This window comes from Synechococcus sp. CBW1002 (assembly GCF_015840915.1).
Taxonomy (GTDB): Bacteria; Cyanobacteriota; Cyanobacteriia; order PCC-6307; family Cyanobiaceae; genus CBW1002.
The window spans coordinates 3312982-3337308 of record NZ_CP060398.1 but is presented as its reverse complement, the minus strand read 5'-3'; the positions used below and the strand labels follow the sequence as shown (position 1 = coordinate 3337308).

Sequence of the window (24327 nt, the reverse complement as noted above, 5' to 3'; positions counted from 1 at the left end):
GCATGGCTGCTGACACGAGCGGATTGTCAGGGGCGTTTCAGCCTGCAATCCTCAAGGCTGGTCTCCCAGCTGCCATCGGATCCTCGGGTCTGTGCGAAGGCTCCATCGCCCTTGACCCACCACACCATTGAGGCGTCGTCGCTGTAGCGGGCACCCGACCCGGAGACGATGTTGGGCAGGGTCTGCCGGCTCCCCCCAGGCAAAATCAGGCGGACAAAGGCAAGGCTGTCGTCGTTGAGGCTGTAATAGCTGGCTCTCACCTCTCCGCCGCCGCGGCAGCGATAGTGGGCTTGTTCACGCAGCTCCACACGCAGGGGTGCCGCCTCGGTCAGGGGAATCGGCCCTTTCAGAGACCTGGCTATGGCCGAGCCCGGCAACAGCGGCATCAATCCCAGGGCAAGGCTTGACCCGACCAGTCTCGGAAGCGTGAGAGTCGTCATGGAGACGGATCAGGATGGAGAAAAATCAGCATGGCGACAGATCAGGCCGTGCGGTTCTGGTTGCCAGGCTGTTTCATGCAGGACCGCCGGACAGCATGCCGCTGGAGACCATGCACCAGGCAGCTATACCGCTGAAAGTCGTGCACCTGGATTGTGGGCTGAGGATTGTGAGCTGACAACGCGGGCTCGTGCTCAGGGTCGCGCCGTCAGTTGCACCTGATCGATACGCTGTCCCTTGCTGTCCCAGGCCCGCAGCTCAAGTTGGGTGGGAGTGAAATCGAGTTCAGCGAAGCTGTAGACACTGGCGGCCCGGGCGCTGCGGGCGTTGGCCTTGACCGGTCGAAGCCAGGCCCCAGCACCGCCCACCGTGAGGTAAGTGATGCCATCAATCGGCTTTGTGCGCTCGTAGTTGTGCTCGTGGCCGTTGATGTACAGCTGCACGCCGTGTCGTTTGAACAGTGGTGTGAGTCGATGGATCAGGTGCGGCTGGTCGCCGTAATGACCCGATGAGTAAATCGGATGGTGGCCTACCACCACCTTCCAGGGGGCCTTGGAAGCGCTCAGGGCACTCTGAAGCCACGGTAACTGTCGGTTCCAGTCGGCGTTGCCATTGGTGTCGAGCAGAAAAAACTCCACCGGCCCTCGTCGCAGGCTGTACCACCGTCCTGCCATGCCGAAGGGTTTGTAGTGGAGCTGCGGAGTGCCGTTCGCGGTGCGGATGTCGTGATTGCCCAGCACCGCATGAAAGGGCACCCCCGCCTGAAGCAGGGCCCGGTAGGGACGCTCAAAGGTGGACTGCACCAGCTTGATGTTGCCGTCTGGATAGATGTTGTCTCCGCCCATCAGCACCAGATTGACTGGCTCTCGGCGATGCAATGCGGCCATGCGATCGGCCACGGCCTGTTGATTGGCGTTGCCGCTGCCGCTGTCAGCGATCGCCAGAACCCGCAATCTGGTGGGCGGGCCCTGACTTGCAGACCGGCCAGACCGGGGAATGAACCAGGGCGCTGCTGCGATGGCGATGCCCAGAGAGGGCAACATTCTGAGCAACTGACGGCGGCGCAGCCGAGGCAACTGGCCTTGCAGACTCCGGGGGAACGGGGCCATGGGGCGGATATCGCAGCCGACACCCTAGGGGTGTTTGCCCTGAATGCTTTGCAGTGCGGCCAGCACCTCCTGGCTGTGCAGGGTGGGGCGAACCGCTACCCAGCGCTGCCGCAGGATGCCGGCCGGATCGATCAGAAAGGTATGCCGTTGTGAGAATGGGGGGATCCAGGAGCCGTAGCGTTGGCTCACGGTGCCACCCGGATCAGAGAGCAGAGGGAAGGCCAGCCCTTCGCTGTCGCAGAAGGACGCGTGGGCCTCGGGATCATCGGCGCTGATGCCGACCACGTTGGCATCCAGCGCAGCAAAGGCGGCCAGGTCACGCTGGAAGCCACGAGCTTCGAGCGTGCAACCGCCGGTGAAATCCTTGGGATAGAAATAGAGCACCAACCAGCGGCCGGCGAAGTCGGTGAGACTGCGGTGGATGATGGCTCCAGCCACGACGCCCTCAAGATCAAAGGCCGGAGCCTCTGTATCGAGCGAAGGAAGTGTGCCTCCCATTGCAAAAGCCTGCCTGGGATGTCCAAGCAGGCCAAGAGCCGCCATGGCCAGGCCTTGAAGAAGGGGTCGGCGATGCATGGCAGGATTCAGAACTTGATGGCGGCGTCAGCCTCAGCTGCCCCAGCAGAGCGGCCGGAGCCGATGCTCTTCAGATTTTGGCCAGGTTGACCCCCAGTTCGCGGGCATAGGCACCCAGGCCTTTCTTCTGAATGGTCTTGAGGGCACGGGTGGAGACCCGCAGCTTCACGAAGCGTTTGCCCTCGGCCCACCACAGGCGTCGCTCCTGGAGGTTCACCTGCTGAAGTTTCTTGGTGCGCACGTGGGAGTGGCTGACGGCCATCCCGTTGTTGGCGCGCTTGCCGGTGAGCTGACAAACCCGGGACATGACGTTCTACCGAAACAACACAACGCTCGGGCATCAACGCCCAAGCGAAGATCTTACCAAAGGGGCCCCAGGCATGGTTGGGGCCCCGGTTCAAGCTGGCCCGGAGGGCCGGATTCAGCTTCAGAGGCCCCGTTCCATCAGCCGGCCCATCAGATCACCGCTGCGCTGCTGGAAGCCCGCCAGCTGATTCGGCTCCAGACCTCCCACAGCCAATCGGGCCAGCTCATAGATATGGCGGCTCAGGTCGCTGGAGAGTTGCTGACTGGGGGAGCTGGCCGCAGCGGCGGGCGAGGTGAGAACCGCGCCAGCGGAGAGCTTCAGCAGGCCCTCCACAAGCCGGTGACGGCGGTTGATCACCAGCACGTGATGATCGGGCAATCCCGGCAGGCGCTGCTCCATCAGGGCGCCCATGTCGTTGATACGGCGCATCTGTTCCGGCAACAGGATCAGGGCGGCCGGGGCACTGTCGCCCTTGAGGGCCTGCACCTGGATGGTCACCCTGTCGTCGTTCAGGGCACTGCGGAACAGGTCTCGCAACTTCTCAGAGGCGTCTTTGCCATCGGCATCGGCCAGCTCGCTCTCCTGTTCCTTGAGGCTGTCGTCGAGTTCGGCATCGACCCGCTGGAATTTCAGCTCCTCGTGGCGGTGTTCCAGCCAGGGGATGAACTGGGTGTCGATGAAGGTGTCCGCCAGCAGCACCTCGGCGCCCTGGCTGCGCCACAGGGCCAGTGCCCCGGCCTGGCCGGCTTCATCGGTGCAGTAGAGGATGCGTTTGTCGTTGCCGGCAGTGAGGCGGCTGCGATAGCCGGAGAGCGTGGTGTAAGTCTTCCCATCGGTGGGGATGGGATCGAGGGCAGTTGCTTCGGCAGCGGCGTTGTCATCGGTATCGCTGGAGGGCGATTCAGCCGCAGGAGCCGTGGTGCCGAACAGCACCAGATCAGCCACCTGGTCGGCGAACTTCTCGTCTTCCATGGCACCGATCTTGATGAAGGGGGCCAGCGATTCCCAGATCTCGGCGTAGCGCTTCGGTTCGTCGCGATGCAGCTGCTTGAGCCTGTCGCCCACCTTCTTGGCCACGAAACCGCCGATCGAGCGCACCCGTCGGTCGGTCTGCAGGGCCGAGCGGCTCACGTTCAGGGGAATATCCGGCGAATCGATCACGCCGCGCAGGGGCAGCAGATAGCGCGGCACCACCTCCTTGATGGAGTCGCTCACAAACACCTGGTTGCAGTAGAGCCGGATCTCTCCCTTCTCCCAGTCGGCCCGGCCGCTGGAGCGGGGGAAGTAGAGAATTCCCTGGAGGTTGTAGGGGTAATCGGTGTTGAGATGCACCCAGAGCAGCGGGTCACCCTGGAAGGGGTAGAGATACCGATACAGCTCGATATAGTCGTCATCCTTCAGCTCGCGGGGGCTTCTGCGCCACGGCGCCTCCCGCTTGTTCACCGTTTCACCCTCGAGCTGCACCGCCACCGGCAGGAAGTCGCAGTAGGTGGTGATCAGGGTGCGGATGCGGGAGGGCTCGATGTATTCGAGTTCCTCCTCCATCAGGTGCAGGATCACATCGGTGCCCGGCTCGCTGCGCTCAGCGCTCTCGAGGCTGAAATTGGGCGAGCCATCGCAGCTCCAGCGCACGGCCTCGCTGCCGTCGCGGGCGCTGAGCGAGACCAGCTCCACCTGCCTGGCCACCATGAAACTGGAGTAGAAGCCGAGGCCGAAGTGGCCGATGATGGCGTCGTCTTCCTGCTTGTATTTCTCGAGAAAGTCTTCAGCGCTGGAGAAGGCCACCTGGTTGATGTAGCGCTTCACCTCATCGGCTGTCATGCCGATGCCGTTGTCGCTGATCGTGAGGGTCTTGGCGTCCCGATCGATGCGGATCTGGATCTCGCCTTCCGGACCTTCACTGCAATCGCCGCCCATGGCGGCCATGCGGCGCTTGCTGATGGCATCGACGCCGTTGCTCACCAGTTCCCGCAGAAACACCTCATGACCGCTGTAGACGGCCTTCTTGATGATCGGGAAGATGTTTTCTGTATGGATCTGAATCTGGCCTGTCTCTTCCAGCACCGGCATTGGTCAGGTTTGGATCACTGCTGCTGACCGTAGAGGCCTGGTGGTGAACTGCTCAAGCCATCAGAGGGAGGGGTCTCCGAACTTGTCGCTTGATGCCATCAGGACAACCTCACTGAAGCCACCACAACTCGAGAAGGTCGAGTCGGCCTCTCAACCGTCTTGTTCTTGTTGGGGGTCAGGTGCCTGGGAAGCGGGAGACACGCTGCCGTATGGATCCCCGCAGCCTCAGCCTGCTCGCTGGAGCTCGGGTTTCTCTTCCGGAAGGATGGCCCCCTCCACGGGGCATACCTGCAGACAGATGCCGCAGTCAATGCAGGTGTCGAAGTCGATCCAGAAAAAGCCCGTGCCCTTGCTGTTGGCCCCCTGGCCGGGATGAATGCAGGCCACCGGGCAGGCATCGACGCAGTCGGCCACGCCCTCGCACACATTGGTGACGATCGTGTGGGCCATGCAGGGTTGAACCGGTGGGCTCTGATCCTAAGGATTGGCTTTCGGCCTCTGTGCTTCCGGCCACTCCGGGGCATTCAGTCCGGCAGCCAGATGGCTCCACGACAGCCGCGCTCGCGGGCGATGGTGTCGGCCTCGGCCTGGCTGGCACAGGATTTCGGGCCCAGTTCCGCCGCTTCCTCGGCGACGTGCAGTTGTTGGAGCCGCTGCAACGCCTTCGGCAGGCCAGCGCTGGTGCGACAGCTCACCAGCCAACGCGGCTCGGCCTGCCCCTCGGCGCTGCCCAGCAGGTCACGGATGGCATCGATCGCGAAGGCAAAACCCACCCCCGCCGCCTGGCCGGCATCGCTGCAGAAGCGCCCCACGAGCTTGTCGTAGCGCCCCCCGCTGGCGATGTCGCGGGGGGCGTCTGCAGCCTGGCAGACCAATTTGATCACCAGGCCGTCGTACAGGGCGAAGTGAGGCTGAAAGGTGGGATCGAGTTGCAGGGCCACTCCAAGTGATGCCGCCATCGGTGCAACGCTGGCCAGGGTCTGGGCGAGCTCGTTGAGCGGCTCGATCGGCCCGAGCCATTGCTCGAGCTGGTACAGCACCGCCGTGGGTTCTCCCCGTAGCCGCATCAGTTGCTGCAATTGGCTGCGCTGCCCTCCCAGCAGCGCTAGCTGGTCAAGGGCGAGGGGATCGAAGCTGGTGAGGGCCTGTCGCACCGCACCAGCCAGCTCGACAGGAATCGATGCCAGCAGGGCCGAGAGGATGCCGTGGTGCCCCACCAGCAACCGGGGCTGGTGGTGGGGCTGCAATCCCAGGGTGGCGGCTGCGGCGAGCAGCAGATGCAGCAGTTCCGTGTCTGCCGCGGCGGAGGGCTCCCCCAGCAGCTCCACGCCGCATTGCACCTGTTCGCTGATCCGCTGGTCGCCGCCATCGGCGATCACGCTGCGGAAGGTGTTGCCGCTGGCCCACAGCCGCAGGGGCCGTGGCCGGCCGGCCAGGCGCGTGCTGGCGGCCCGGGCGATCGAGGCTGTCAGTTCAGGACGCAGGGCCAGCGGATCGTCGGAGGCAAGCCGAACCATCTCGCTGGCGGCGATGGCGCCACCGGCTTCGAGGGTGTCGATCCGCTCGATCGTGGGGGGGTCCACCTCCTGATACCCCCAGAGGCGGAACACACCAGCCAGCAGCTCCACCAGCCTGCGGTTCCTCTCCACCTCGCGCGGGTGGCGGTCCCGGGCGCCGGCGGCGGGTTGCAGAGCCATGGCGATCGGGCGAGGGAGAAGGCTGGGCGATCCTATGGACCGCACCGTCAGGGGCCATCCAGCTCAGGGGCTCCGAAGCTGGCGCCGCTCAGCGGACGGCAGGCGGCCAGGCCTGCCACCAGGCCACCATGCAGCTGGGGGCCGCAGGCGATCAGGCGACCACTGCTGAGATCGAAGGGACTGCCGTCGTAGCTGCTGATCAAGCCACCGGCCTGTTCCACCAGCACCACGCCGGCGGCCAGATCCCAGGGGGACAGGCCGCGCTCCCAGTAACCGTCCAGCCGTCCTGCCGCCACAAAGGCCAGATCCAGGGCGGCGGCACCAGCGCGCCGCACGCCGTGGCTGCGGTGGGTGAAGTAGGCGAACTCGGCGTAGTTGTTGTCGAGGCGGTTGGTGCGGTCGTAGGCGAAGCCGGTGACCAGCAGTGCGTCACTGAGTCGGTCGCAGCAGCTCACCTGCAGCCGGTGGCCATTGCACCAGGCCCCCAGGCCCGGCGCGGCCCAGTAGAGCTGATCGAGCCCCGGTGCGGCCAGGGCGCCGAGCAGGGGCTGGCCCTGCCAGGTGAGGCCCACGGAGGTGCCATAGAAAGGAAACCCATGGGCGTAGTTGGTGGTGCCGTCCAGAGGGTCCACACACCACTCGAGATCGCCGGAGCGTTGGCGGCGACCGCTCTCCTCTGCCAGCACTCCGATCTGGGGTGTTTCCGCCTCCAGAAAGGCCAGCACGGCGGCTTCTGCGGCCAGATCAGCCTCGGTGACCAGATCGCCGGCGCGACCCTTCTCGCGGACCTGCTCGAGCTGACCATCAAAGCGCCGCAACTGGGTGCCACCGGCCTCGGCGGCGCGGCGGGCGATGGCCACCAACCGCTCCAGCTCGCCGAGGGAGAGGCCCGAGGCCGCCAGGGCGTCACCGGACACCGACAGCGGCGGACTCACGAGACCATCGGTCCGAGCGTTCGACGGGGCGGTGGGCAGGGAGCTGGTGGAACCGCTCATTCGTCGTCGAGGGGCAGGCCGGGACGCACCTTGCCACGGCCGAAGAACCGACCGAACTGCAGGTCATAGACCTCGTCTTCGTCCTGGGTTTCGACTTCAAGCGGTCCGAGGGCCCTGGCCACGCAGAGCAGGCCGTAGCCCTTGGCGCGTAGCTCCCGCGACAGCCCCAGGGCTTCGCGCTGGTCGATCTCCCCGGACAGCACCCGCACCGCGCAGGCCGTGCAGCAGCCGTTACGGCAACTGAACGGCAGCGGTTCACCCTGCTGCTCGAAGCTACGCAGGATGTACTCCCCTTCCGGCACCTCCCTGCGGATCACCCGGTTGGCCTGACGCCAGTGGACCGTGATCGGATGGCTGCGGGTCATGAACAGGAACGCTGGAGGGGCGGGGTCGATGGGCGGGAAGCCGCCGGACCTGCTGCTACATTGCCACTTGGTTGCCCCATTTTGCCCCCGGAGAGGTGGCCGAGTGGTCGAAGGCGCAGCACTGGAAATGCTGTATAGGGGCAACTCTATCGAGGGTTCGAATCCCTCCCTCTCCGTTACCTCCGCCGGCTCTTGAAGCCGGCTTTTTTTATGGATGACCGGAGCGATGTCTGCACAGTGATCCTTGCCCCTGATCCTGGCGATCGTGGTCTGAGTTCATTCGGATTAGGCCTTGAATGCGCCTTACATTGCGAGCTTCATGGCATGCCTGCCATCGTCGTCGTTGCGGCGCAGTTGGTTGCAGAGGCGGCATCTTGAGCGATTCCTCCGATTGTCCCTTGTGCGCTGGTTCCAGGCTGCCTGCCTCGATCGCCGCTGAACGATCCCGGATCCGACGCCGCCGCCAGCGCCGATAGGCCACCACGCTCCAGAGCATCTCCGCCACCATGAAGGGCCAGACACCCGCCAGAAGCCCGTAGATGCCGGAGGCCAGGCAACCAGCCGCAAACACCAGGATCCAGCCGGCCGCGCTCTCTTCCTGGATGTAGGCGATCAGCATGACCGCGACCGCGGCTACCCCGAAGATCGTGAGGGAATCCATGGGCAAGCGGGCGCAGGCTTGTCAATCGTGGAGGTTCAACTCACCCGGAATTCAATTGAATGTCAATTCTGGTGAAGCAAGTCTCGTCAGAAGAAGACCAAGGCAGCAGCAAGTTTCATCGTGAGCCGATTCACTGGTCGCTTGACTCAGCCGAAGCGGCCGGAAACATAGTCCTGCGTGGCCTGTTGCCCCGGGGCATTGAAAATCCGCTCAGTTTCACTGAACTCCACCAGATAGCCCACCTTGCCGGAGCCTCCCTCCACGGCCTCGGCATTGAAGAAGGCGGTCATGTCCGCCACCCGCACGGCCTGCTGCATGTTGTGGGTGACGATCACAATCGTATAGCTGCGCTTGAGCTCGTGCATCGTCTCCTCGATCTTCAGGGTGGAGATCGGATCAAGAGCTGAGCAGGGTTCATCCATCAGGATCACCTCCGGCTCGGTGGCAATGGCGCGGGCGATGCAGAGGCGCTGCTGCTGGCCGCCGGAGAGAGCGAGGCCGCTCTCCTGCAGTTTGTCTTTGCATTCTTCCCACACGGCCGCCTTGCGCAGGGAACGTTCGACCAGTTCATCCATGTCGCCGCGATAGCCATTGATCCGGGCACCGAAGGCGATGTTCTCGTAGATGGTCTTGGGAAAGGGATTGGGCTTCTGAAACACCATGCCGATCCTCCGGCGTACTTCGACCGGATCCACATGGGGTTCGTAGAGGTCGTGGTTGTCGAAGATCACCCTGCCCTTGAGATGGCAGCCCGGGATCAGATCGTTCATCCGGTTCAGAGCTCGCAGAACCGTGGACTTACCGCACCCGGATGGACCGATGAAGGCCGTGACCTGGCCGTGAGGGATGTCGATGTAGACATTACGGACTGCCTCAAACTTACCGTAGGAGATCGTCACGTTCTGCAGTGACATGCAAATGTCTTGTGCGAGAGCCTTTGGTTTTTGCAGCGTGGAAGTCATCGGAGCAGAGCGGGGGGAATCGGGCGGGGAGTAAATCGGTACTACAAACGAAGAAGAGAACTCATCTCTGGGCGATGCTGCTGAACCAGCGGGCCAGCAGATTGGCGATCAAGATCATCACCACTAGCACGAATGAGGCGGCCCAGGCCAGGGCTTTCTGCGCCTCGTAGGGCATGATCGCGAAATTGAAGATCAAGACCGACATCGTCGCGATCGGGCTCAGCAGACTCTCCGGCCAGAAGGGAGAGAACAGGGCTGTGAAGATCAGCGGAGCCGTTTCTCCTGCGGCCCGAGCGATTGCCAGCACCACGCCGGTGGCAATCGGCGTGAAGGCCGACGGCAGGGTGATCCGCACGATGGTGACGAAACGGGAAGCACCGACGCCATAGGCACCCCAGCGCAGTTCCCGCGGCACCAGCTTGAGACCTTCGTCGGTGGTCTTGATCACGGTGGGCAGCATCAGCACGGCCAGGGCCAGGCCGCCAGCCAGGGCGCTGTAGCTGCGGTCGAAGAGAATGCGTGAGGCGACGATCGCCCCGTACACAAACACGCCGCAGATGATCGAAGGCACCCCCGCCAGCACGTCGTTGCCGAAGCGCACAAAGCGTGCGAACCACCCACCCATCGAATATTCGCTCAGATAGATCCCCCCTCCGACGCCCACTGGGATCGCCACCAGAGCAGCGACCAGGGTGACGACCAGCGTGCCGAGCACCGCATTGCCGATGCCTCCCCCGTCCAGGCCCGGAGGCGGCGGCAGCTCGGTGAAGAGCCCCAGGGTGAGCAGCCTGCCCCCCTGGACCAGCACGTGGAAAATCACCAACACCAGCGGCAGGATGGCGATGGCGGCAAACAGTCCGGCAACGCCTGTCAGCAGCCGATTACTGCGGTTGCGTTTCAGGCCCGGATCGAAGCTCAGCGGCCGTCGGTCAAACAGATCGTCCTGCGCCGGGCCGATGGTGCTGCTGCTCATGGGGGCGGAGGAGGAAGGCAAGGGGGGTGGGGGGAGCTGGGGCGAAAACCACTGAATCAAGCCGAAGCAGGACGCTCAGTAGCGAAGGCTGAGGCGTCGTACCAGCAACTGCGCCAGGACGTTCACAGCGAAGGTGAGCACCATCAGCACCAGGGCCGCATACATCAGTGCCGAAACCTGAATGCCGGAGGCCTCACCGAACTGGTTGGCGAGCATGGCGGAGATTGTGTTGCCGGGAGCGAGCAGAGAGAAGCTGAAGTTGAGCGAATTGCCGATGATCATCGTCACGGCCATGGTTTCGCCCATGGCCCGGCCCAGCGATAACATCACCCCCCCGACGATGGCCGAGATCGCTGCTGGAAGAATGATGTTGAAGATCGCGCCCCAGCGGGTGCTGCCAATGCCGTAGGCGGCCTGACGCAGCTCAAGGGGAACCTGGTTGAGCGCATCGCGAGAGATGGCCGTGATGATCGGCAGAATCATCACCACCAGAATGAGGATCGCTGGAGCCATGCCCGGTCCTTGGGGAACCGTGTCAAAAAACGGCGTCCAACCCAGCAGCCGATGCAGCAACTGCAGGGCTGGGCGGATGGCTGGCTCCATCACGAAAATCGCCCACAGCCCCAAGACCACCGAGGGGATGGCAGCCAAGAGCTCGACCATCAGACCAATGGCACTGCGCAGCCCGGTGGGGATCAGGTCTTCGGTGATGAAGATCGCGGTTCCAACGCCCAGTGGCACGGCAATGGCCAGGGCCAGAAGGGACGACACCATCGTGCCGTAGATGGCCACCAAGGCTCCGTACTGATTGTTGACCGGATCCCAGGCGGAGCTGACCAGGAATCTCGCGCCGAAGGTGGCAATGGCCTCGTGGGCGCCTTCGGCGATCGTGAGGAAAATGCCCAGGAGCAACAGGGCCACCACGGAAGCCAAGGCCAGGGTGAGCTGGCGGAAGCCGATGTCCAGAAACCGTTCGAACGCCGGACGACGACGGAGGGTGAAGGCGTCGTTACTGGAATCCGTCGTCATGGGGGGGCGGAGCAGATCACGGTGATGTGCGAACGGCACCGCCCCTCGAATCTAAGGAAATGGGTTGTCCCAACCGTTTAAAGCCCGATTAACGGCCCGGCTCCCCTTGAACGGAGTGCCCACAGCGGGAGTCGGTAGCTTTGGGGCAAGCAACGGGAATTCATGGGCCGCATCGTGGGCATCGACCTGGGCACCACCAATTCGGTGGTGGCGGTGCTGGAAGGTGGCCGTCCCCAGGTGATCGCCAGTGCCGAAGGCGGTCGCACCACCCCCTCTGTGGTGGGTTTCAGCCGGGACCAGGAGCTGCTGGTGGGCCAGCTGGCGCGGCGTCAGCTGGTGCTCAACCCGCGCAACAGCTTTGCCAACCTCAAGCGCTTCGTGGGGCGCAGCTGGGATGAGCTCGATGAGGGCAGCCTGGCGGTGCCGTACACGGTGCGGGCCAACGAGGCCGGCAATGTGCGGGTTGTCTGCCCTGCCACCGAGCGGGAGTACGCCCCTGAAGAGCTGGTTGCCAGCATCCTGCGCAAGCTGGTGGACGATGCCGCCACCTACCTGGGCGAGCCGGTGGAGGCGGCGGTGATCACCGTGCCCGCCTATTTCAACGACGCCCAGCGCCAGGCCACCCGTGATGCCGGCCGGCTGGCGGGCATCGCCGTGGAGAGAATCCTCAACGAACCCACCGCCGCTGCCCTCGCCTACGGCTTCGATCGCAGCAGTGCCAAGCGGGTGATGGTCTTTGACCTGGGAGGCGGCACCTTTGATGTGTCGGTGCTGCGGATCGCCAACGGGGTCTTCGATGTCAAGGCCACCAGCGGCGACACCCAGCTGGGTGGCAACGACTGGGATCGCCGCATCGTTGACTGGCTCGCTGATGCCTTCCAGAGCGATCACAGCATCGACCTGCGCCGCGATCGTCAGGCGCTGCAGCGGCTCACCGAGGCGGCAGAGAAGGCGAAGCAGGAGCTCAGCGGCGTACAGAGCACGCCCATCTCCCTGCCCTTCATTGCCACGGGCCCGGATGGCCCCCTCCATATCGAGACCACCTTGGAGAGGCGGGTGTTCGAAAGCCTCTGCCCTGATCTGCTCGATCGCCTGCTACGACCGGTGCAGCGGGCTCTGCGGGATGCCGGCCTTGCCTCAGAAGATATCGACGACGTGGTGCTGGTGGGCGGCTCCACCCGCATGCCGATGGTGCAGGAGATGGTGCGCACCCTGATCCCGCGGGAACCCTGCCAGTCGGTCAACCCCGATGAGGTGGTGGCGATCGGAGCCGCTGTTCAGGCCGGCATCCTCACCGGTGAGCTGCGCGATCTGATGCTCAACGACGTCACGCCGCTGTCGCTTGGCCTCGAGACGATCGGCGGGGTGATGAAGGTGCTGATCCCGCGCAACACGCCGATTCCGGTGCGCAAGAGCGATGTGTTCAGCACCTCGGAATCGAACCAGAGCTCCGTGGAGATCCACGTGCTGCAGGGGGAGCGGCAGATGGCCGAGGGCAACAAGTCGCTGGGGCGTTTTCGCCTCTCCGGCATTCCGCCAGCGCCGCGGGGGGTGCCCCAGGTGCAGGTCTCGTTCGACATCGACGCCAATGGATTGCTGCAGGTGTCAGCCACCGACCGCACCACGGGCCGCAAGCAGAGTGTGTCGATCCAGGGGGGCTCCAACCTCAGCGAGGACGAGATTCAGAGCCTGCTGGCGGAGGCCGAGCAGAAAGCCGGCGAGGATCGCCGCAAACGGGCCGAGGTCGATCGCCGCAACCGCGCCCAGACCCTGGTGGCCCAGGCCGAACGGCGACTGCGGGATGCGGCCCTGGAGCTGGGGCCCTATGGGGCGGAGCGGCAGCAACGGGCTGTGGAGCTGGCGGTTCGCGATGTGCAGGATCTGCTGGCGGGTGGTGATCTCGGCGAACTGGATCTGGCGGTGAGCCAGTTGCAGGAGGCCCTGTTCGGCCTCAATCGCCGTCTGCTGAGTGAACGCAAGGCCGAGAGCGGCCCCTTGCAGGGCCTCAAGAACACGCTCGGCTCCCTCAAAGATGAGCTGTTTTCCGATGATGACTGGGACGACTGGGATGGTCCAGGCCGTGCTGGCCGCTCCGATGCCGATCGCTGGGGCTCCGGCGCCTATGGCGGACTTGGCGGCGTGGGGCTCGATCGGGAACCGGCCATGCCTCGCGAGAGCCGTTGGGGGGGTTCCGGCGGCTTCCCGAGTGAGCAGGGCCTGCGCATGGATCGTGCTCCCAGGGACCGCTCGTATTCCGAGACCGGCTACTCCCAGTCCGCCTACCCAGAGCCTCCCCCGTACCGCGGCAATGACCTCCGCGAACCTGCCTATCGCGATCCCGACCGCCAGGATCCAGACAACCGCCTGGACGAGAGCCGCCGGCGCGCTGCACCCCGTCCCCCCGGCCGGCCGCCGCGCTCCGAGTGGCGCGACGATGACCCCTGGGGCGAGATCTGAGCCTGGGAGACGCGCAGACCGGGATGCCAGCGATGGGGATGCCAATGATGGGTGCCGGCAGCGCCCCTGACCACTGGGCGGTGCTCGGGCTGGAGCCTGGCAGCGACGCCTCCAGCCTGAAGCGGGCGTTCCGGGCTCAGGCGCGCCGTTGGCATCCCGACCTGAACGGCAATGATCCGGTGGCCGAGGAGCGATTCAAGCTGGTCAATGAGGCCTACGCGGTGCTGTCCGATCCGCAGCGCCGCCGGGCCTGGGAAGCCGGCGAGGGAAATGCGGCCGGGGCGTCGTCATCCGATCCCTTTGCGACGGGCTTTCCGGAATTCCATGACTACCTCGAGACCCTGTTCGGTCGCGGGCGCAGCCGGCGCAGGCAGGTTGAGGACACGGAACCCGTGGACGCTCCAGGCACCGCCCACGCTCCGGGTCCCCAACCTTCCGATTCGGTCGCGTCATGGGGAGGGCCGTTCGGTGCCGGCCGCAGCAGGGATGGGGATCTCGATTCCGAGGATCCCGGTCTTGATGGCCAGAGCGGTGAGGTGACAGCCGCCGCCGCGTCGCCGCCGCCGGTGCTGTTTGCCGAAGATCAGGAAACGGTGCTCGATCTCACCCCTGAACAGGCCCTCAGCGGGGCACCGGTGCAGTTGGAGCTGTCAGACGGCACGGTGGTGGAGGTGAGCACGCCGCCCCTGGCCGGGGATGGCTGGCGGCTGCGGCTGGCCGGAGTGGCTCCCGGTGGCGGCGACCATTTCCTGCAGCTGCGCGTTCGCACCGCCGAGGGGTTACGGGTCGATGGGCTGCGCGTGTCCTACGCCCTGGAGCTCCAGCCGCCCGATGCCGCCCTGGGCTGTGAGGCGGTCGTGCCCACCCTGAACGGACCCGTGAAGCTGCGGGTTCCGCCCGGGTCGTCGTCGGGGCGGCTGCTGCGCCTGCGGGGCCGGGGGTTGCGCCTCGGGGAGCAGTGCGGCGATCAGATCGTGGAGGTTCGGGTGGTGGTGCCCGAGCTGCTCAGCGATGCGGAGCAGGCGCTCTATCGCCGGCTGCGGGAGCTGGCCGCCGAGGCCGCCTCGGATCACTGAAGTGCCGATCAGGCAGATTCGGATCAGTGAGACACTGACCAGGTTCTGGTTGGCCTGCCATGGCGGTGCACGTTCTGCTCTTCGATGCCGGTAGCGAGAGTGAAGGCATCCACTCCCTGGAGGTGAGCGGTCGCACCGTGGTGCTGCTTTTTGAGGACCGCGACGACGCTGAGCGCTATGCCGGTTTGCTTGAAGCCCAGGATTTCCCCGCTCCCACGGTGGAAGCGCTGGATCGGGAGGAGATGGAACTGTTCTGTGACCAGTCCGGTTACGAGGCCCGCTTCGTTCCGGCCGGATTCCTGCCCCAGTCCGCCGAGGAGCGGCTGCTGATCGCTCCACCTGAACGCAACATGGACGTGAGCCAGTGGCAGGAGCAGGCGCTGGAGCAGGCGATTCCAGAACCGATCAGCTCCGGTAATGCCGACCTGGAGGCCTTCCGCCGCCAGCTGGAGGGGCTGTTGTGAGTCTGGAGCCATCCAGCACGGGCAGCGATCGGGGTCATCTGCTCACCGAGCAGCCCAACCCCGCCAGCGAGGGGCTCGACCGGCTGTCTACCGATGCCCTGGTGGACCTGTTCTGCGAGAACGAGCGCGGCCCTCAGCGGGCTGTGGCCGGCGCCGCCGGGGTCCTCGCCCAGGCCATCGATGCCATCACCGATCGTTTGCGTGCCGGCGGCCGCCTCTTCTATCTGGGTGCCGGCACTTCAGGCCGTCTCGGTGTGCTCGATGCGGCGGAGTGCCCACCCACGTTCTGCACCCCGCCCGAGCTGGTGCAGGGGGTTCTGGCCGGCGGAGCCGCGGCCCTGCTGCGCAGCTCGGAAGGCCTGGAGGATCTGGCCGAGGCGGGCCGCCAGGATCTTGAGGCCCGCGGCTTCAGCGGCGCCGATTGCCTGGTGGGGATCGCCGCGGGAGGCACCACCCCCTACGTGCATGGCGGCCTCACCTATGCCCGCGAGATCGGTGCCCTGGCCATCGCCATGGCCTGCGTGCCCGCCGCCCAGGCCCCCATGCCCTGCGACCTCGATATCCGCCTGCTCACGGGACCGGAGCTGCTGACCGGCTCCACCCGTCTCAAGGCCGGCACAGCCACGAAGATGGCGCTCAACATCCTCTCCACCGGCGTGATGGTGCGGCTGGGCAAGGTGCACGGCAACCGCATGGTGGATGTGGCGGTGACCAACAGCAAGCTTGAGGATCGGGCCCTGCGCATCCTGCGGGATCTGGCTGGCGTCGACCGGCAGCAGGGTGCCGAGCTGCTGGATCTGACCGGTGGATCCGTGAAGCTGGCCCTGCTGCTGGCGGCCCTGATCACAGCCAACAGAGACGCAGCCGGTGATGCCGCCCCTGAACAGGGTTCTGCCGCCTCTGCCGCAGCATCAACCCTTGAGGTGGCCCGTGGCCTGCTGGATCAGCATGGTCCCTCCCTGCGGGCCACTCTGGCCGTTGCAGGGGTGGACCTGGCGCCAGGGGTTGAGGTTCAGGCCGCCGCCTCGAAGGCTCCCCAGTAGGGGGTGGTGAACAGATCGACCCGGCGACGGGTTTCCGGGGGGACCTGATCGGCGGGCGTCATCAGCGCATGCCGCAGCGCATGGTGGGCGGTGCTGGGCGGGCGCAGTTCACCGAGCCGCTCCACGGCCATGCGCACGATCTGCTGGGCCAGGGTCGCGTTAGCCCGCAGGTTGTCGATCACCATTTCGACGCTGACCGAGGCATGGTCGTTGTGCCAGCAGTCGTAGTCGGTCACCATCGCCAGGGTGGCGTAGGCCATCTCCGCTTCCCGGGCCAGGCGGGCCTCACTGTGGTTGGTCATGCCGATCACCGAGCAGCCCCAGCTGCGGTAAAGCTCCGATTCAGCCCGGGTGGAGAAGGCGGGTCCCTCCATACACAGATAGGTGCCGCCGCGATGCAGGGCCCGGCCACCGGGCATCAGGCTGTCACCCACATCGGAGAGCAGGCGGCTGAGGGTGGGACAGAACGGATCAGCCACGCCCACATGGGCCACGGCGCCCTCACCGAAGAAGGTGAGCGGCCGCTGGTGGGTGCGATCAATGAACTGATCAGGCACCAGCATGTCGAGCGGGCGGAAGTGCTCCTGCAGTGACCCCACCGCCGAGACCGACACGATCCAGCGCACCCCGAGCGAGCGCAGGGCCCAGAGGTTGGCGCGGTAAGGCACCTCCGTGGGGGTGTAGGTGTGATGCCTGCCGTGGCGTGCCAGAAACACCACCTCGGCGTTGCCCAGCCGCCCGAGCCGAAGGTCGTCCGAGGTGGGACCGTAGGGGGTGTCGACCGTGATCTCACGCACGTCTTCCAGCCCATCCATGGCATAGAGCCCGCTGCCGCCCAGAACGCCGATCCGGGCACTGGCCAGATCGTCCCGTGAGGAGGTGCTTGCAGAGAGTGGGGCCATCGAAAAGAAATCTGGCGAGGGGAGGGCCTTAGTGCCTGGAATCGTCAAGCCCTGCGGGCCTAAACTGGGTGAATCACTCCGGCTGTTCTACCCCACGGCACCGGAGTCCGGCGACCGGGCGGTGATCCCCCGCTGCGACGACCCGGCGGAGCAGGGCGAGCTCGATACAGTCCTCCTTTCTGCTTGCTTCCCTGTGACCAAAGCCGTGATGGAGACCGACGCCGGCACGATCGAGCTGGAACTGTTCGATGCCGATGCACCGGGCACCGTCGCCAATTTCGTCAAGCTGGCCGAAGAGGGCTTCTACGACGGTCTTGCCTTCCACCGCGTCATTGATGGATTCATGGCCCAGGGCGGTTGCCCCAATTCCCGCGAAGGTGCCCGTGGCATGGCCGGTACCGGTGGCCCCGGTTACACGATCCCCTGCGAGATCAACGGCAACAAGCACCAGGCCGGCAGCCTTTCGATGGCCCATGCAGGTAAGAACACTGGTGGCAGCCAGTTCTTTCTCTGCCATGGCGCCCAGCCCCACCTCGATGGGGTGCACACCGTGTTCGGTCACACCGGCAACATGGATGTGGTGATGGCGCTGCGCAACGGCAGCCGCATCAACACGGTCACCATTCAGAAGTGACCGGCGCGGCCCAGTGCAGGAAGGCATTGGGTTCGAGCGTCAGCCGGGGGGCCGGGGCGTTGCGCAGGGCCACCAGGTCCCGATGCTCTGGCTCGAGCAGGGCGCTGGGGTGGGCGGTGCGCTGAGCGTCCGGGGCCAGGAGAAGGCTCACCGCCGCGGTGGCCTCCCAGCTGGCCATCAGTTGTAAGGCCTCGATCAGCACCCCTGCCTCCAGGGCTTCGCCCGCCGTGGCGGTGAGCAACACCGCCAGCTGCGGCTGATCCAGCAGGGCGAGCAGACGCACGTGTTCCTCCCGTTCCAGCAGCACCTCCCGGCGGCTGGCCCAGACCTCCAGGGACTCCATGTGCCGGGCAAGGACGGCTTCATCGCTCTGTCCGCGCCAGGCCAGCACCGCCGTGGGTTTGTGGGAGTCGCGGCCCATCAGGTGGCCGAGCTTGGTGCGCTTGGTCTGGAGGTAGGCGGCATTGTGCTGGCCCGCATCCATCACCAGGGGCACCCGATCCACCACCTCAAGCCCATAGCCGCCCAGGCCGGCGATCTTGCGGGGATTGTTGGTGATCAGCCGCAGTCGCTGCACCCCCAGGTCGCTGAGAATCTGGGCTCCCACGCCGTAGTTGCGCAGGTCTGCCGCAAAGCCCAGGTGTTCGTTGGCTTCCACGGTGTCGAGGCCCCCATCCTGGAGGCTGTAGGCCCGCAGCTTGTTGATCAGGCCGATGCCGCGGCCCTCCTGGCGCAGGTACACCACCACGCCTTCACCGGCGGCCTCGATCATCTGCATGGCGGTCTCCAGCTGGGGCCGGCAGTCGCAGCGCAGCGACCCGAAGGCGTCGCCGGTGAGGCATTCGGAGTGCACCCGCACCAGCACCGGGCCAGTGGAGGTCTCCGGGCTGCCCTTGACGATCGCCACATGCTCGCTGCCGTCGAGCTCGTTGCGGTAGCCGATCGCGCGGAAGGTGCCGAAGGCGCTGGGCAGGGCGGCCTCCGCCTGGCGGCGGACGAAGCGTTCGGTGTCGAGTCGGTAGCGGATCAGATCGGCGATCGAGATCAGCCGCAGGCCATGCCGCCGGGCGTAGCGCGCCAGCTGGGGCAGGCGGGCCATGGAGCCGTCGGGGTTCTGGATCTCGCAGATCACTCCGGCGGGATACAGGCCGGAGAGGCGGGCCAGGTCCACGGCCGCTTCCGTGTGGCCAGCCCGCTTCAGCACCCCGCCCTGACGGGCCCTGAGGGGAAAAATGTGGCCCGGGCGCCGCAGATCCGCTGGCCGGGAGTGGGGATGGATCGCCACCTGGATGGTGCGGGCCCGGTCTTCGGCGGAGATGCCGGTGCTGACGCCGTTTTCCGGGCCGGCGTCGACGCTCACCGTGAAGGCCGTCTGGTTGCTGTCGGTGTTGCGATCCACCATCAGGGGCAGATCGAGGGCATCGAGCCGCTCCCCCTCCATGGCCAGGCAGATCAGGCCCCGGGCCTCGGTGGCCATGAAGTTGATCTGTTCGGGGGTGGCGAACTGGGCGGCACAGATCAGGTCGCCTTCGTTTTCGCGGTTTTCGTCGTCCACCACCACGATCGATTCGCCGTTGCGGATGGCCGCCAGGGCGTCGGCGATGGCGTCGAAGGCGATGGCCTCGAGCTGGAACGGTTCGGAAAGGGCGGTCAAGGCCAGCGACCGAGTCGCAATAGTCCTTTATAGAGCCCGGTACGATCTGGCGTTCCCGCCGATTCGGCATGGCTCCCTCCTCAGTCCCTGCCGCGACCATTGCCCGGGTGGCGGTGATCGGAGCTACCGGCTATGGCGGTCTGCAGACCCTGCGGTTGCTGCATCAGCATCCGCAGCTGCAGGTGACCTACCTCGGCGGTGAACGCAGTTCCGGCAAGCGCTGGCGCGATCTGGTGCCGTTCCTTCCCTTGCCGGGGGATCCCGTGGTCCAGTCACCCGATCCCGAGGCGATCGCGGCGGCGGCGGATCTGGCGGTGCTCAGCCTGCCGAATGGCCTGGCAGCCCAACTGGTGCCGCCTTTGCTGGAGCGGGGCGTGAAGGTGGTCGATCTCTCCGCCGACTACCGCTACCGCTCCCTCAGCCAATGGCAGGAGGTCTACGCCACCGAAGCGCGCCAGGTTCCCCGCAGCGACACCGATCTGTGCCAGGAGGCGGTCTATGGGCTGGTGGAGTGGGCGGAAGAGCGCATTCGCGGCGCCCGGCTGGTGGCGGCGCCCGGCTGCTTCCCCACCGCCAGCCTGCTGGGCCTGCTTCCCTTTCTGCAGCAGGGTCTGATCGAGACCCGCGGCATTGTGATCGATGCCAAGACGGGCACCTCCGGCGGTGGTCGGGCCGCCAAGGAGCACCTGTTGCTGGCGGAGGCCAGCGAAGCGGTGGCCCCCTACGGCGTGGTGGGTCACCGCCACACCAGTGAGATCGAGCAGCTGGCCGGTGAAGCTGCCGGGCGTGCCATCCAGCTGCAGTTCACGCCGCACCTGATGCCGATGGTGCGGGGTCTGCTCGCCACGGTGTACGGGCGGCTGCGGGATCCGGGCCTCACCGCCGACGACTGCACCACCGTGCTGGCCGCCGCCTACCGCCATGCCGACTGCGTCGAGGTGCTGCCGGTGGGGACCTATCCCTCAACCAAATGGGTGCGGGGCACCAACCGAGCTCTGATCAGCGTGCAGGTGGATCCGCGCACCGGCCAGCTGATCGTGATGAGCGCCGTCGACAACCTGATCAAGGGCCAGGCGGGCCAGGGGGTGCAGTGCCTCAACCTGATGGCGGGCCTGCCGGCCGCCACTGGGCTCCCCCTGCTGCCGTTCTACCCCTGAGACGCTGGGCGGCGATGGCGACCCCCAGCGGCAGGATGCGGTGCTCCTGGATCTGAATACGCGCAGCGAGGCTGCCGCGATCATCACCGTCGAGCACCGGAACGGCGGCCTGGATCAGGATCCGGCCACTGTCCACCTCCTCGCAGACCAGGTGAACGGTGCAGCCCGCCAGTCGCACCCCTGCATCCAGGGCCTGCCCCACCGCATCGACGCCGCGGAAGCTGGGCAGCAGTGAAGGGTGGATGTTGACCAGTCGATCGGGATAGGCGGCGATCAGCACCGGTGTGACGATCCGCATCCAGCCTGCCATCACCACCAGGTCCACCTGCGCGTCCTGGAAGCTCTCGCTCAGGGCCCTGTCGAGCGCTTCGCGGCTGGGCTGAAGCCGATGGTCGAGGGTGTGGCAGGGGATGCCCAGCCGCTCAGCCCGCTGCGCCGCGCCGCAACCGGGGTTGTTCACCACCAGACGCTCCACCGTGCCGTGCAGCACCCCGCTGCGGCAGGCGTGCACCAGAACCTCGAAGTTGGTGCCGTTGCCCGACGCCATCACCCCCAGCCGCAGGGGAGGGTGCCGCTCAGACTCGGATCGGGGCTGGGATTGGGACGGCGGTTGTGGCAATGGCCACTGGATTGCCAGTCCGGAATCGCTAGTGTTCGACGAAGAGGGCCTGGTGTCCATGTCCCATCTCTCCATCCTGCCCACGGTGCTGCGCGATGTCGATTGCCTGGCAGCCAGTCTGACTTCCATGGGTTTTGAGCCCCGCTGGGGGGGTGTTCTCAAGGGTTTCGCCGGCGAGAGTGAGCCAGTGCAACTGCAGGTGAAGCTTGGTTCTCACGGCGTTCTGGGCTGGGCTCCAGCTGCGGATGGAAGCCTCGCCCTTGTGGGCGATCTCCAGCGGATCAGCCGTTCGCGAACGCTGCAGCGCCTCCTCTCCGAGCTCACCCGCCACTACGCCAGCCGCCTGGCCCTGCTGGAAGCCCAGGCCTCCTTTGATGGTGCCAGCGTGACGCTCGTTCCCTGATCCGCGGCTGCCGGTGCCTCTGCTGACGCTGGATCTTTCGGAGCCCCATCAGCACCTGGTGCGGGCCAGGCTGTCGTTCAAACCGCGAACGGATTGCCTGCGTTTCAGCTTGCCGCGCTGGACACCCGGTTCCTATCTGTTGCGGGAGTACGTGCGCCACCTGGAGGGCTTGCAGGTGGTGCAGGCCGCCCGAGTTCTGCAGCCCCGCCGGCTGGGGCCGAGTCTCTGGCAGCTTGATGGGGTGGGTCCGGAAGACCTGACGATCGCGTACACGCTCCAGGCCACCGAGCTGACGGTGCGAACCTGTCACCTCTCCGGCGACCACGGCTTTCTCGCTCTGGCGGCGGTGCTCCTGCTGGTGGACGGCGAACGCTGGTCTCCACATGACCTGGAGCTGCGCTTGCCGGACGGGTGGGAGCCCTTTGTGCCCCTGCCGCGCAACGACCGGGGCCACTGGTGCGCTTCCGATGCTGATCAGCTGATCGACACGCCGGTCGAAGCCGGTCCCCACCCCTGCCATGGTTTCACGGTGGCTGGGGTGCCCCACCGCTGGGTGGGCTGGGGCGGTGATCTGCCGGCACTGGATCAGGCCTGGCTGAGCGATGTGGAGAAGGTCTGCCTGGCCTGCTGCCGCCTGATGGGCGAAGCGGCACCGGCAGCGCCGGACTATCTGTTCGTGCTCCATCTGCTGGACAATGGCTATGGCGGCCTGGAGCACGACCGCAGCACCGTGCTGCAGTACGGCCGCCGTGCCCTGGCCAGGCCCGATGGCCGGCGCAAGCTGCTGCAGCTCGTGGCGCACGAATACCTGCACCAGTGGAACGTGCGGCGCCTGCGCCCGGCGGAACTGACGCCGATCGATTACGGCACTGCTGCAATCGTGCCTACCCTCTGGTTTGCCGAGGGCGTGACCAGTTACTTCGACCAATTCCTGCCCCTGCTGGCCGGCTGCAGCGACGAAACCGCCTTGCTGGAGGATCTCGGTGCCGACCTGAGCCGGTACCGCCTCAATCGAGGGCGGCGGGTGCAAAGCCTGCGGAGTAGTAGTGAGGAGGCCTGGGTCAAGCTCTATCGAGCCGATGCCTATTCCCCCGACAACCAGGTGAGCTATTACCTCAAGGGTGCTGTGCTCGCCTTGGTGCTCGATCTGCACCTGCGGCGCTCCGGCTCCTGCCTGGCCCGGGTGCTTCGGAGGCTCTGGATGATGCTCGGTCGCTGCGGACGGGGATACCGCGAGGCCGATCTGCTTGAAGCCTTCACTGCTGAGGCTGCCGATCTGGCTGCCCTGCTGCCTCGCTGGCTTGAGGGCACGACCGAGGCGGAGGAACCGGATCTGGATGGCTACCTTGCCAGTGTGGGCCTGCAGCTGCTGCCGGAACTGCAGGATCACCCCGATCTCGGGATCACTGTTGATGAGGCGAGCCCCGGGGTGATCCGCGTCAAGGGGGTGGTGCGGGGCGGCGCGGCCGAGCAGGCCGGCCTTGATGTGGGCGATGAGCTTCTGGCGGTGGACGGCCAGCGTCTCCGGGCTGTCGCAGATCTGGAGACCATCTGGAACGATCCCCTGCGTCCTGCCTGGAATGCAGCTGCGGACGAGGCTGGGCCTCCGGTCGCAGCGATCCCAGCCTTGGAGTTGCTGGTCTGCCGCGATGGACTCGTCCGTTCCTGTTGGCTGCAGCCGGGGCCGCCGGCGGTGAAGAGCTGGTCTTTGCAAGCGGATCCCTCCGCCGAGGCCGCTGCCCTTGCCCAACGCACCGCCTGGTTCGGGGTGGTGCCATGAGGCGGGCCCGCGTGGTGCTGCGGCGGCGTTGGCGCCGCTGGAGCTCTCCCTCTGCCACCGTGATCGCCCCTCCGGCCCTGGTGGCCATCGCTGCTGCGGGGCTGCTTGGCCTGGGCGGACTGGGCTGGATGGCGCGCCAGCTGATCGCCTCTGCCAGCGGCGCGGAGGGACGCCCCTCTCTGCTGGAGATTCTTCAGGAGGTCCGCCAGCCGCCGATGGCGCCGGAAGCAGGCCGGCGTCAGGCTCCACCACCACCCCAGAGGCAGGCCTGGCGTTCGCCTTTGCGCCCCTCCTGCGCGCCAACTGCCGAGGCCCTGCGCCAGCGCCTGGAGAATCGCCTGGCTGTTCTGCAGAACACGCCCCATCGCGTGGCCATTGATCCCAGCAATTTCGGCCAACGTTTCGATCACGATGCCTTCGGCAATCCGGTGGATTCCACCCCGAAGGTGGTGGTGCTGCATGAGACGGTCTACGGCATCGGCTCGGCCCTCAACACCTTCCTCACCCCCCATCCGAACGACGATGACCAGGTCAGCTACCACACCCTGATCGGCGGTGATGGAGCGGTGCTGAACACGGTGGATCCGTCCCAGCGGGCCTTCGGGGCCGGCAATTCCGCCTTCAATGGCCTCTGGGTGATCACCAATCCCAGGGTGAGTGGCTCGGTCAATAACTTCGCTCTGCATCTCAGCCTCGAAACGCCGCTGGATGGTGAAGACAACGACCCAGCCCACAGCGGCTACAGCTCCGCCCAGTACGACGCCATGGCCGTGGTGCTGACCGACTGGATGCGGCGGTTTGGCTTTCCGGCCCAGAACATCACCACTCACCGCTACGTGGATCTGGGCGGTGAGCGGGGCGATCCCCGCAGCTTCGACTGGCGGGCACTTGAGGTCCGGCTGGCGGCTCTCGGGATGCTCTGTCCATCCCGCTGAGGCCAGCCCAGCGGTCTTGAA

At 66.0% G+C, this 24327-nt stretch carries 25 protein-coding genes and 1 tRNA gene; 10 read left to right on the top strand and 16 right to left on the bottom strand.

Annotation, left to right across the window (positions count from 1 at the left end; translation table 11 throughout):
* Window positions 1-26 precede the first annotated feature (26 nt).
* The 9 genes from H8F24_RS16485 to H8F24_RS16445 form a co-directional block, all read right to left on the bottom strand.
* Complete coding sequence (locus H8F24_RS16485) at window positions 27-440, bottom strand: MliC family protein (protein WP_231597919.1); 414 nt, start codon at window positions 438-440, stop codon at window positions 27-29.
* A gap of 192 nt (window positions 441-632) precedes the next feature.
* Complete coding sequence (locus H8F24_RS16480) at window positions 633-1547, bottom strand: metallophosphoesterase (RefSeq protein WP_231597918.1); 915 nt, start codon at window positions 1545-1547, stop codon at window positions 633-635.
* Between the two features lie 24 nt (window positions 1548-1571).
* Window positions 1572-2123, bottom strand: coding sequence for a peroxiredoxin (locus tag H8F24_RS16475; protein ID WP_197155891.1), 552 nt, complete (start codon window positions 2121-2123; stop codon window positions 1572-1574).
* A 70-nt stretch (window positions 2124-2193) separates the two neighbouring features.
* On the bottom strand, window positions 2194-2430 hold the full coding sequence (rpmB, locus tag H8F24_RS16470; protein ID WP_197155889.1) for a 50S ribosomal protein L28: 237 nt from the start codon (window positions 2428-2430) through the stop codon (window positions 2194-2196).
* 120 nt (window positions 2431-2550) lie between these two features.
* Window positions 2551-4500 (bottom strand): molecular chaperone HtpG, encoded by a 1950-nt coding sequence (htpG, locus tag H8F24_RS16465; RefSeq protein WP_197170275.1) that lies wholly within the window; start codon window positions 4498-4500, stop codon window positions 2551-2553.
* 225 nt (window positions 4501-4725) lie between these two features.
* The gene (locus H8F24_RS16460) at window positions 4726-4950 is read right to left on the bottom strand and encodes a ferredoxin family protein (RefSeq protein ID WP_197155886.1); all 225 of its coding nucleotides are present in this window, start codon (window positions 4948-4950) and stop codon (window positions 4726-4728) included.
* A 74-nt stretch (window positions 4951-5024) separates the two neighbouring features.
* Window positions 5025-6197 carry an ATP phosphoribosyltransferase regulatory subunit gene (locus tag H8F24_RS16455; RefSeq protein ID WP_197155884.1) on the bottom strand — a complete coding sequence of 391 codons (1173 nt, stop codon included), beginning with the start codon at window positions 6195-6197 and terminating at the stop codon, window positions 5025-5027.
* Between the two features lie 47 nt (window positions 6198-6244).
* Window positions 6245-7192 (bottom strand): inositol monophosphatase family protein, encoded by a 948-nt coding sequence (locus tag H8F24_RS16450; protein WP_197155882.1) that lies wholly within the window; start codon window positions 7190-7192, stop codon window positions 6245-6247.
* The gene (locus H8F24_RS16445) at window positions 7189-7557 is read right to left on the bottom strand and encodes a 2Fe-2S iron-sulfur cluster-binding protein (RefSeq protein WP_197170274.1); all 369 of its coding nucleotides are present in this window, start codon (window positions 7555-7557) and stop codon (window positions 7189-7191) included. Before H8F24_RS16445 ends, H8F24_RS16450 begins: the two co-directional genes overlap by 4 nt.
* A gap of 89 nt (window positions 7558-7646) precedes the next feature.
* On the opposite strand from H8F24_RS16445, the gene H8F24_RS16440 reads away from it, so the two are divergent.
* Window positions 7647-7733: transfer RNA gene (locus H8F24_RS16440), tRNA-Ser, on the top strand.
* A gap of 32 nt (window positions 7734-7765) precedes the next feature.
* Here the strand turns inward: H8F24_RS16440 and H8F24_RS16435 are convergent.
* The 4 genes from H8F24_RS16435 to pstC form a co-directional block, all read right to left on the bottom strand.
* A complete protein-coding gene (locus H8F24_RS16435) occupies window positions 7766-8218 on the bottom strand; it encodes a hypothetical protein (RefSeq protein ID WP_197155879.1) in 453 nt (150 codons plus the stop codon).
* Window positions 8219-8364: 146 nt separating this feature from the next.
* The gene (gene pstB, locus H8F24_RS16430) at window positions 8365-9180 is read right to left on the bottom strand and encodes a phosphate ABC transporter ATP-binding protein PstB (RefSeq protein WP_197155877.1); all 816 of its coding nucleotides are present in this window, start codon (window positions 9178-9180) and stop codon (window positions 8365-8367) included.
* A gap of 61 nt (window positions 9181-9241) precedes the next feature.
* Window positions 9242-10153: a phosphate ABC transporter permease PstA gene (pstA, locus tag H8F24_RS16425; protein WP_197170273.1), complete on the bottom strand. Its 912-nt coding sequence runs from the start codon at window positions 10151-10153 to the stop codon at window positions 9242-9244.
* Between the two features lie 75 nt (window positions 10154-10228).
* Window positions 10229-11182 carry a phosphate ABC transporter permease subunit PstC gene (gene pstC / locus H8F24_RS16420; protein ID WP_197170272.1) on the bottom strand — a complete coding sequence of 318 codons (954 nt, stop codon included), beginning with the start codon at window positions 11180-11182 and terminating at the stop codon, window positions 10229-10231.
* 162 nt (window positions 11183-11344) lie between these two features.
* Between pstC and dnaK the strand changes: the two genes are divergently transcribed.
* From dnaK to murQ, 4 genes are read left to right on the top strand one after another with little or no spacing between them, the layout of a single operon-like run.
* Window positions 11345-13639 (top strand): molecular chaperone DnaK, encoded by a 2295-nt coding sequence (gene dnaK, locus H8F24_RS16415; protein ID WP_197170271.1) that lies wholly within the window; start codon window positions 11345-11347, stop codon window positions 13637-13639.
* Between the two features lie 32 nt (window positions 13640-13671).
* Window positions 13672-14715 carry a DnaJ domain-containing protein gene (locus H8F24_RS16410; RefSeq protein WP_370594765.1) on the top strand — a complete coding sequence of 348 codons (1044 nt, stop codon included), beginning with the start codon at window positions 13672-13674 and terminating at the stop codon, window positions 14713-14715.
* A gap of 59 nt (window positions 14716-14774) precedes the next feature.
* Window positions 14775-15179, top strand: a complete 405-nt coding sequence (locus tag H8F24_RS16405) for a DUF3110 domain-containing protein (RefSeq protein ID WP_197155869.1) — start codon at window positions 14775-14777, stop codon at window positions 15177-15179.
* Window positions 15176-16222 carry an N-acetylmuramic acid 6-phosphate etherase gene (murQ, locus tag H8F24_RS16400; RefSeq protein WP_197170270.1) on the top strand — a complete coding sequence of 349 codons (1047 nt, stop codon included), beginning with the start codon at window positions 15176-15178 and terminating at the stop codon, window positions 16220-16222. Before H8F24_RS16405 ends, murQ begins: the two co-directional genes overlap by 4 nt.
* Here the strand turns inward: murQ and mtnP are convergent.
* Window positions 16192-17124 carry an S-methyl-5'-thioadenosine phosphorylase gene (gene mtnP / locus H8F24_RS16395; protein WP_197170269.1) on the bottom strand — a complete coding sequence of 311 codons (933 nt, stop codon included), beginning with the start codon at window positions 17122-17124 and terminating at the stop codon, window positions 16192-16194. The genes murQ and mtnP overlap by 31 nt on opposite strands.
* Before the next feature lie 193 nt (window positions 17125-17317).
* On the opposite strand from mtnP, the gene H8F24_RS16390 reads away from it, so the two are divergent.
* Window positions 17318-17758 (top strand): peptidylprolyl isomerase, encoded by a 441-nt coding sequence (locus H8F24_RS16390; protein WP_197155864.1) that lies wholly within the window; start codon window positions 17318-17320, stop codon window positions 17756-17758.
* On the opposite strand, the gene ribBA is transcribed toward H8F24_RS16390, so the two are convergent.
* Window positions 17742-19412 (bottom strand): bifunctional 3,4-dihydroxy-2-butanone-4-phosphate synthase/GTP cyclohydrolase II, encoded by a 1671-nt coding sequence (ribBA, locus tag H8F24_RS16385; RefSeq protein ID WP_231597917.1) that lies wholly within the window; start codon window positions 19410-19412, stop codon window positions 17742-17744. The genes H8F24_RS16390 and ribBA overlap by 17 nt on opposite strands.
* Window positions 19413-19480: 68 nt before the next feature.
* On the opposite strand from ribBA, the gene argC reads away from it, so the two are divergent.
* The gene (gene argC / locus H8F24_RS16380) at window positions 19481-20569 is read left to right on the top strand and encodes an N-acetyl-gamma-glutamyl-phosphate reductase (protein ID WP_197155862.1); all 1089 of its coding nucleotides are present in this window, start codon (window positions 19481-19483) and stop codon (window positions 20567-20569) included.
* Here the strand turns inward: argC and purN are convergent.
* On the bottom strand, window positions 20508-21116 hold the full coding sequence (purN, locus tag H8F24_RS16375) for a phosphoribosylglycinamide formyltransferase (protein ID WP_231597916.1): 609 nt from the start codon (window positions 21114-21116) through the stop codon (window positions 20508-20510). The genes argC and purN overlap by 62 nt on opposite strands.
* A gap of 130 nt (window positions 21117-21246) precedes the next feature.
* Between purN and H8F24_RS16370 the strand changes: the two genes are divergently transcribed.
* From H8F24_RS16370 to H8F24_RS16360, 3 genes are read left to right on the top strand one after another with little or no spacing between them, the layout of a single operon-like run.
* The gene (locus H8F24_RS16370) at window positions 21247-21591 is read left to right on the top strand and encodes a DUF1257 domain-containing protein (RefSeq protein WP_197170267.1); all 345 of its coding nucleotides are present in this window, start codon (window positions 21247-21249) and stop codon (window positions 21589-21591) included.
* Between the two features lie 13 nt (window positions 21592-21604).
* Entirely contained in the window at window positions 21605-23371 is a 1767-nt protein-coding gene (locus H8F24_RS16365) for a M61 family metallopeptidase (protein ID WP_197170266.1), read from the top strand.
* Window positions 23368-24306, top strand: coding sequence for an N-acetylmuramoyl-L-alanine amidase (locus H8F24_RS16360; RefSeq protein ID WP_231597915.1), 939 nt, complete (start codon window positions 23368-23370; stop codon window positions 24304-24306). The genes H8F24_RS16365 and H8F24_RS16360 overlap by 4 nt, the downstream gene beginning before the upstream one ends.
* Window positions 24307-24327 lie beyond the last annotated feature (21 nt).

What these genes read in the sequence shown, in the direction of transcription:
- H8F24_RS16485 (WP_231597919.1), bottom strand. Translation starts at nt 440, where the DNA reads ATGACGACTCTCACGCTTCCGAGACTGGTCGGGTCAAGCCTTGCCCTG.
- H8F24_RS16480 (WP_231597918.1), bottom strand. Translation starts at nt 1,547, where the DNA reads ATGGCCCCGTTCCCCCGGAGTCTGCAAGGCCAGTTGCCTCGGCTGCGC.
- H8F24_RS16475 (WP_197155891.1), bottom strand. Translation starts at nt 2,123, where the DNA reads ATGCATCGCCGACCCCTTCTTCAAGGCCTGGCCATGGCGGCTCTTGGC.
- rpmB (WP_197155889.1), bottom strand. Translation starts at nt 2,430, where the DNA reads ATGTCCCGGGTTTGTCAGCTCACCGGCAAGCGCGCCAACAACGGGATG.
- htpG (WP_197170275.1), bottom strand. Translation starts at nt 4,500, where the DNA reads ATGCCGGTGCTGGAAGAGACAGGCCAGATTCAGATCCATACAGAAAAC.
- H8F24_RS16460 (WP_197155886.1), bottom strand. Translation starts at nt 4,950, where the DNA reads ATGGCCCACACGATCGTCACCAATGTGTGCGAGGGCGTGGCCGACTGC.
- H8F24_RS16455 (WP_197155884.1), bottom strand. Translation starts at nt 6,197, where the DNA reads ATGGCTCTGCAACCCGCCGCCGGCGCCCGGGACCGCCACCCGCGCGAG.
- H8F24_RS16450 (WP_197155882.1), bottom strand. Translation starts at nt 7,192, where the DNA reads ATGAGCGGTTCCACCAGCTCCCTGCCCACCGCCCCGTCGAACGCTCGG.
- H8F24_RS16445 (WP_197170274.1), bottom strand. Translation starts at nt 7,557, where the DNA reads ATGACCCGCAGCCATCCGATCACGGTCCACTGGCGTCAGGCCAACCGG.
- H8F24_RS16435 (WP_197155879.1), bottom strand. Translation starts at nt 8,218, where the DNA reads ATGGATTCCCTCACGATCTTCGGGGTAGCCGCGGTCGCGGTCATGCTG.
- pstB (WP_197155877.1), bottom strand. Translation starts at nt 9,180, where the DNA reads ATGACTTCCACGCTGCAAAAACCAAAGGCTCTCGCACAAGACATTTGC.
- pstA (WP_197170273.1), bottom strand. Translation starts at nt 10,153, where the DNA reads ATGAGCAGCAGCACCATCGGCCCGGCGCAGGACGATCTGTTTGACCGA.
- pstC (WP_197170272.1), bottom strand. Translation starts at nt 11,182, where the DNA reads ATGACGACGGATTCCAGTAACGACGCCTTCACCCTCCGTCGTCGTCCG.
- dnaK (WP_197170271.1), top strand. Translation starts at nt 11,345, where the DNA reads ATGGGCCGCATCGTGGGCATCGACCTGGGCACCACCAATTCGGTGGTG.
- H8F24_RS16410 (WP_370594765.1), top strand. Translation starts at nt 13,672, where the DNA reads ATGGGGATGCCAATGATGGGTGCCGGCAGCGCCCCTGACCACTGGGCG.
- H8F24_RS16405 (WP_197155869.1), top strand. Translation starts at nt 14,775, where the DNA reads ATGGCGGTGCACGTTCTGCTCTTCGATGCCGGTAGCGAGAGTGAAGGC.
- mtnP (WP_197170269.1), bottom strand. Translation starts at nt 17,124, where the DNA reads ATGGCCCCACTCTCTGCAAGCACCTCCTCACGGGACGATCTGGCCAGT.
- argC (WP_197155862.1), top strand. Translation starts at nt 19,481, where the DNA reads ATGGCTCCCTCCTCAGTCCCTGCCGCGACCATTGCCCGGGTGGCGGTG.
- purN (WP_231597916.1), bottom strand. Translation starts at nt 21,116, where the DNA reads ATGGCGTCGGGCAACGGCACCAACTTCGAGGTTCTGGTGCACGCCTGC.
- H8F24_RS16370 (WP_197170267.1), top strand. Translation starts at nt 21,247, where the DNA reads ATGTCCCATCTCTCCATCCTGCCCACGGTGCTGCGCGATGTCGATTGC.
- H8F24_RS16360 (WP_231597915.1), top strand. Translation starts at nt 23,368, where the DNA reads ATGAGGCGGGCCCGCGTGGTGCTGCGGCGGCGTTGGCGCCGCTGGAGC.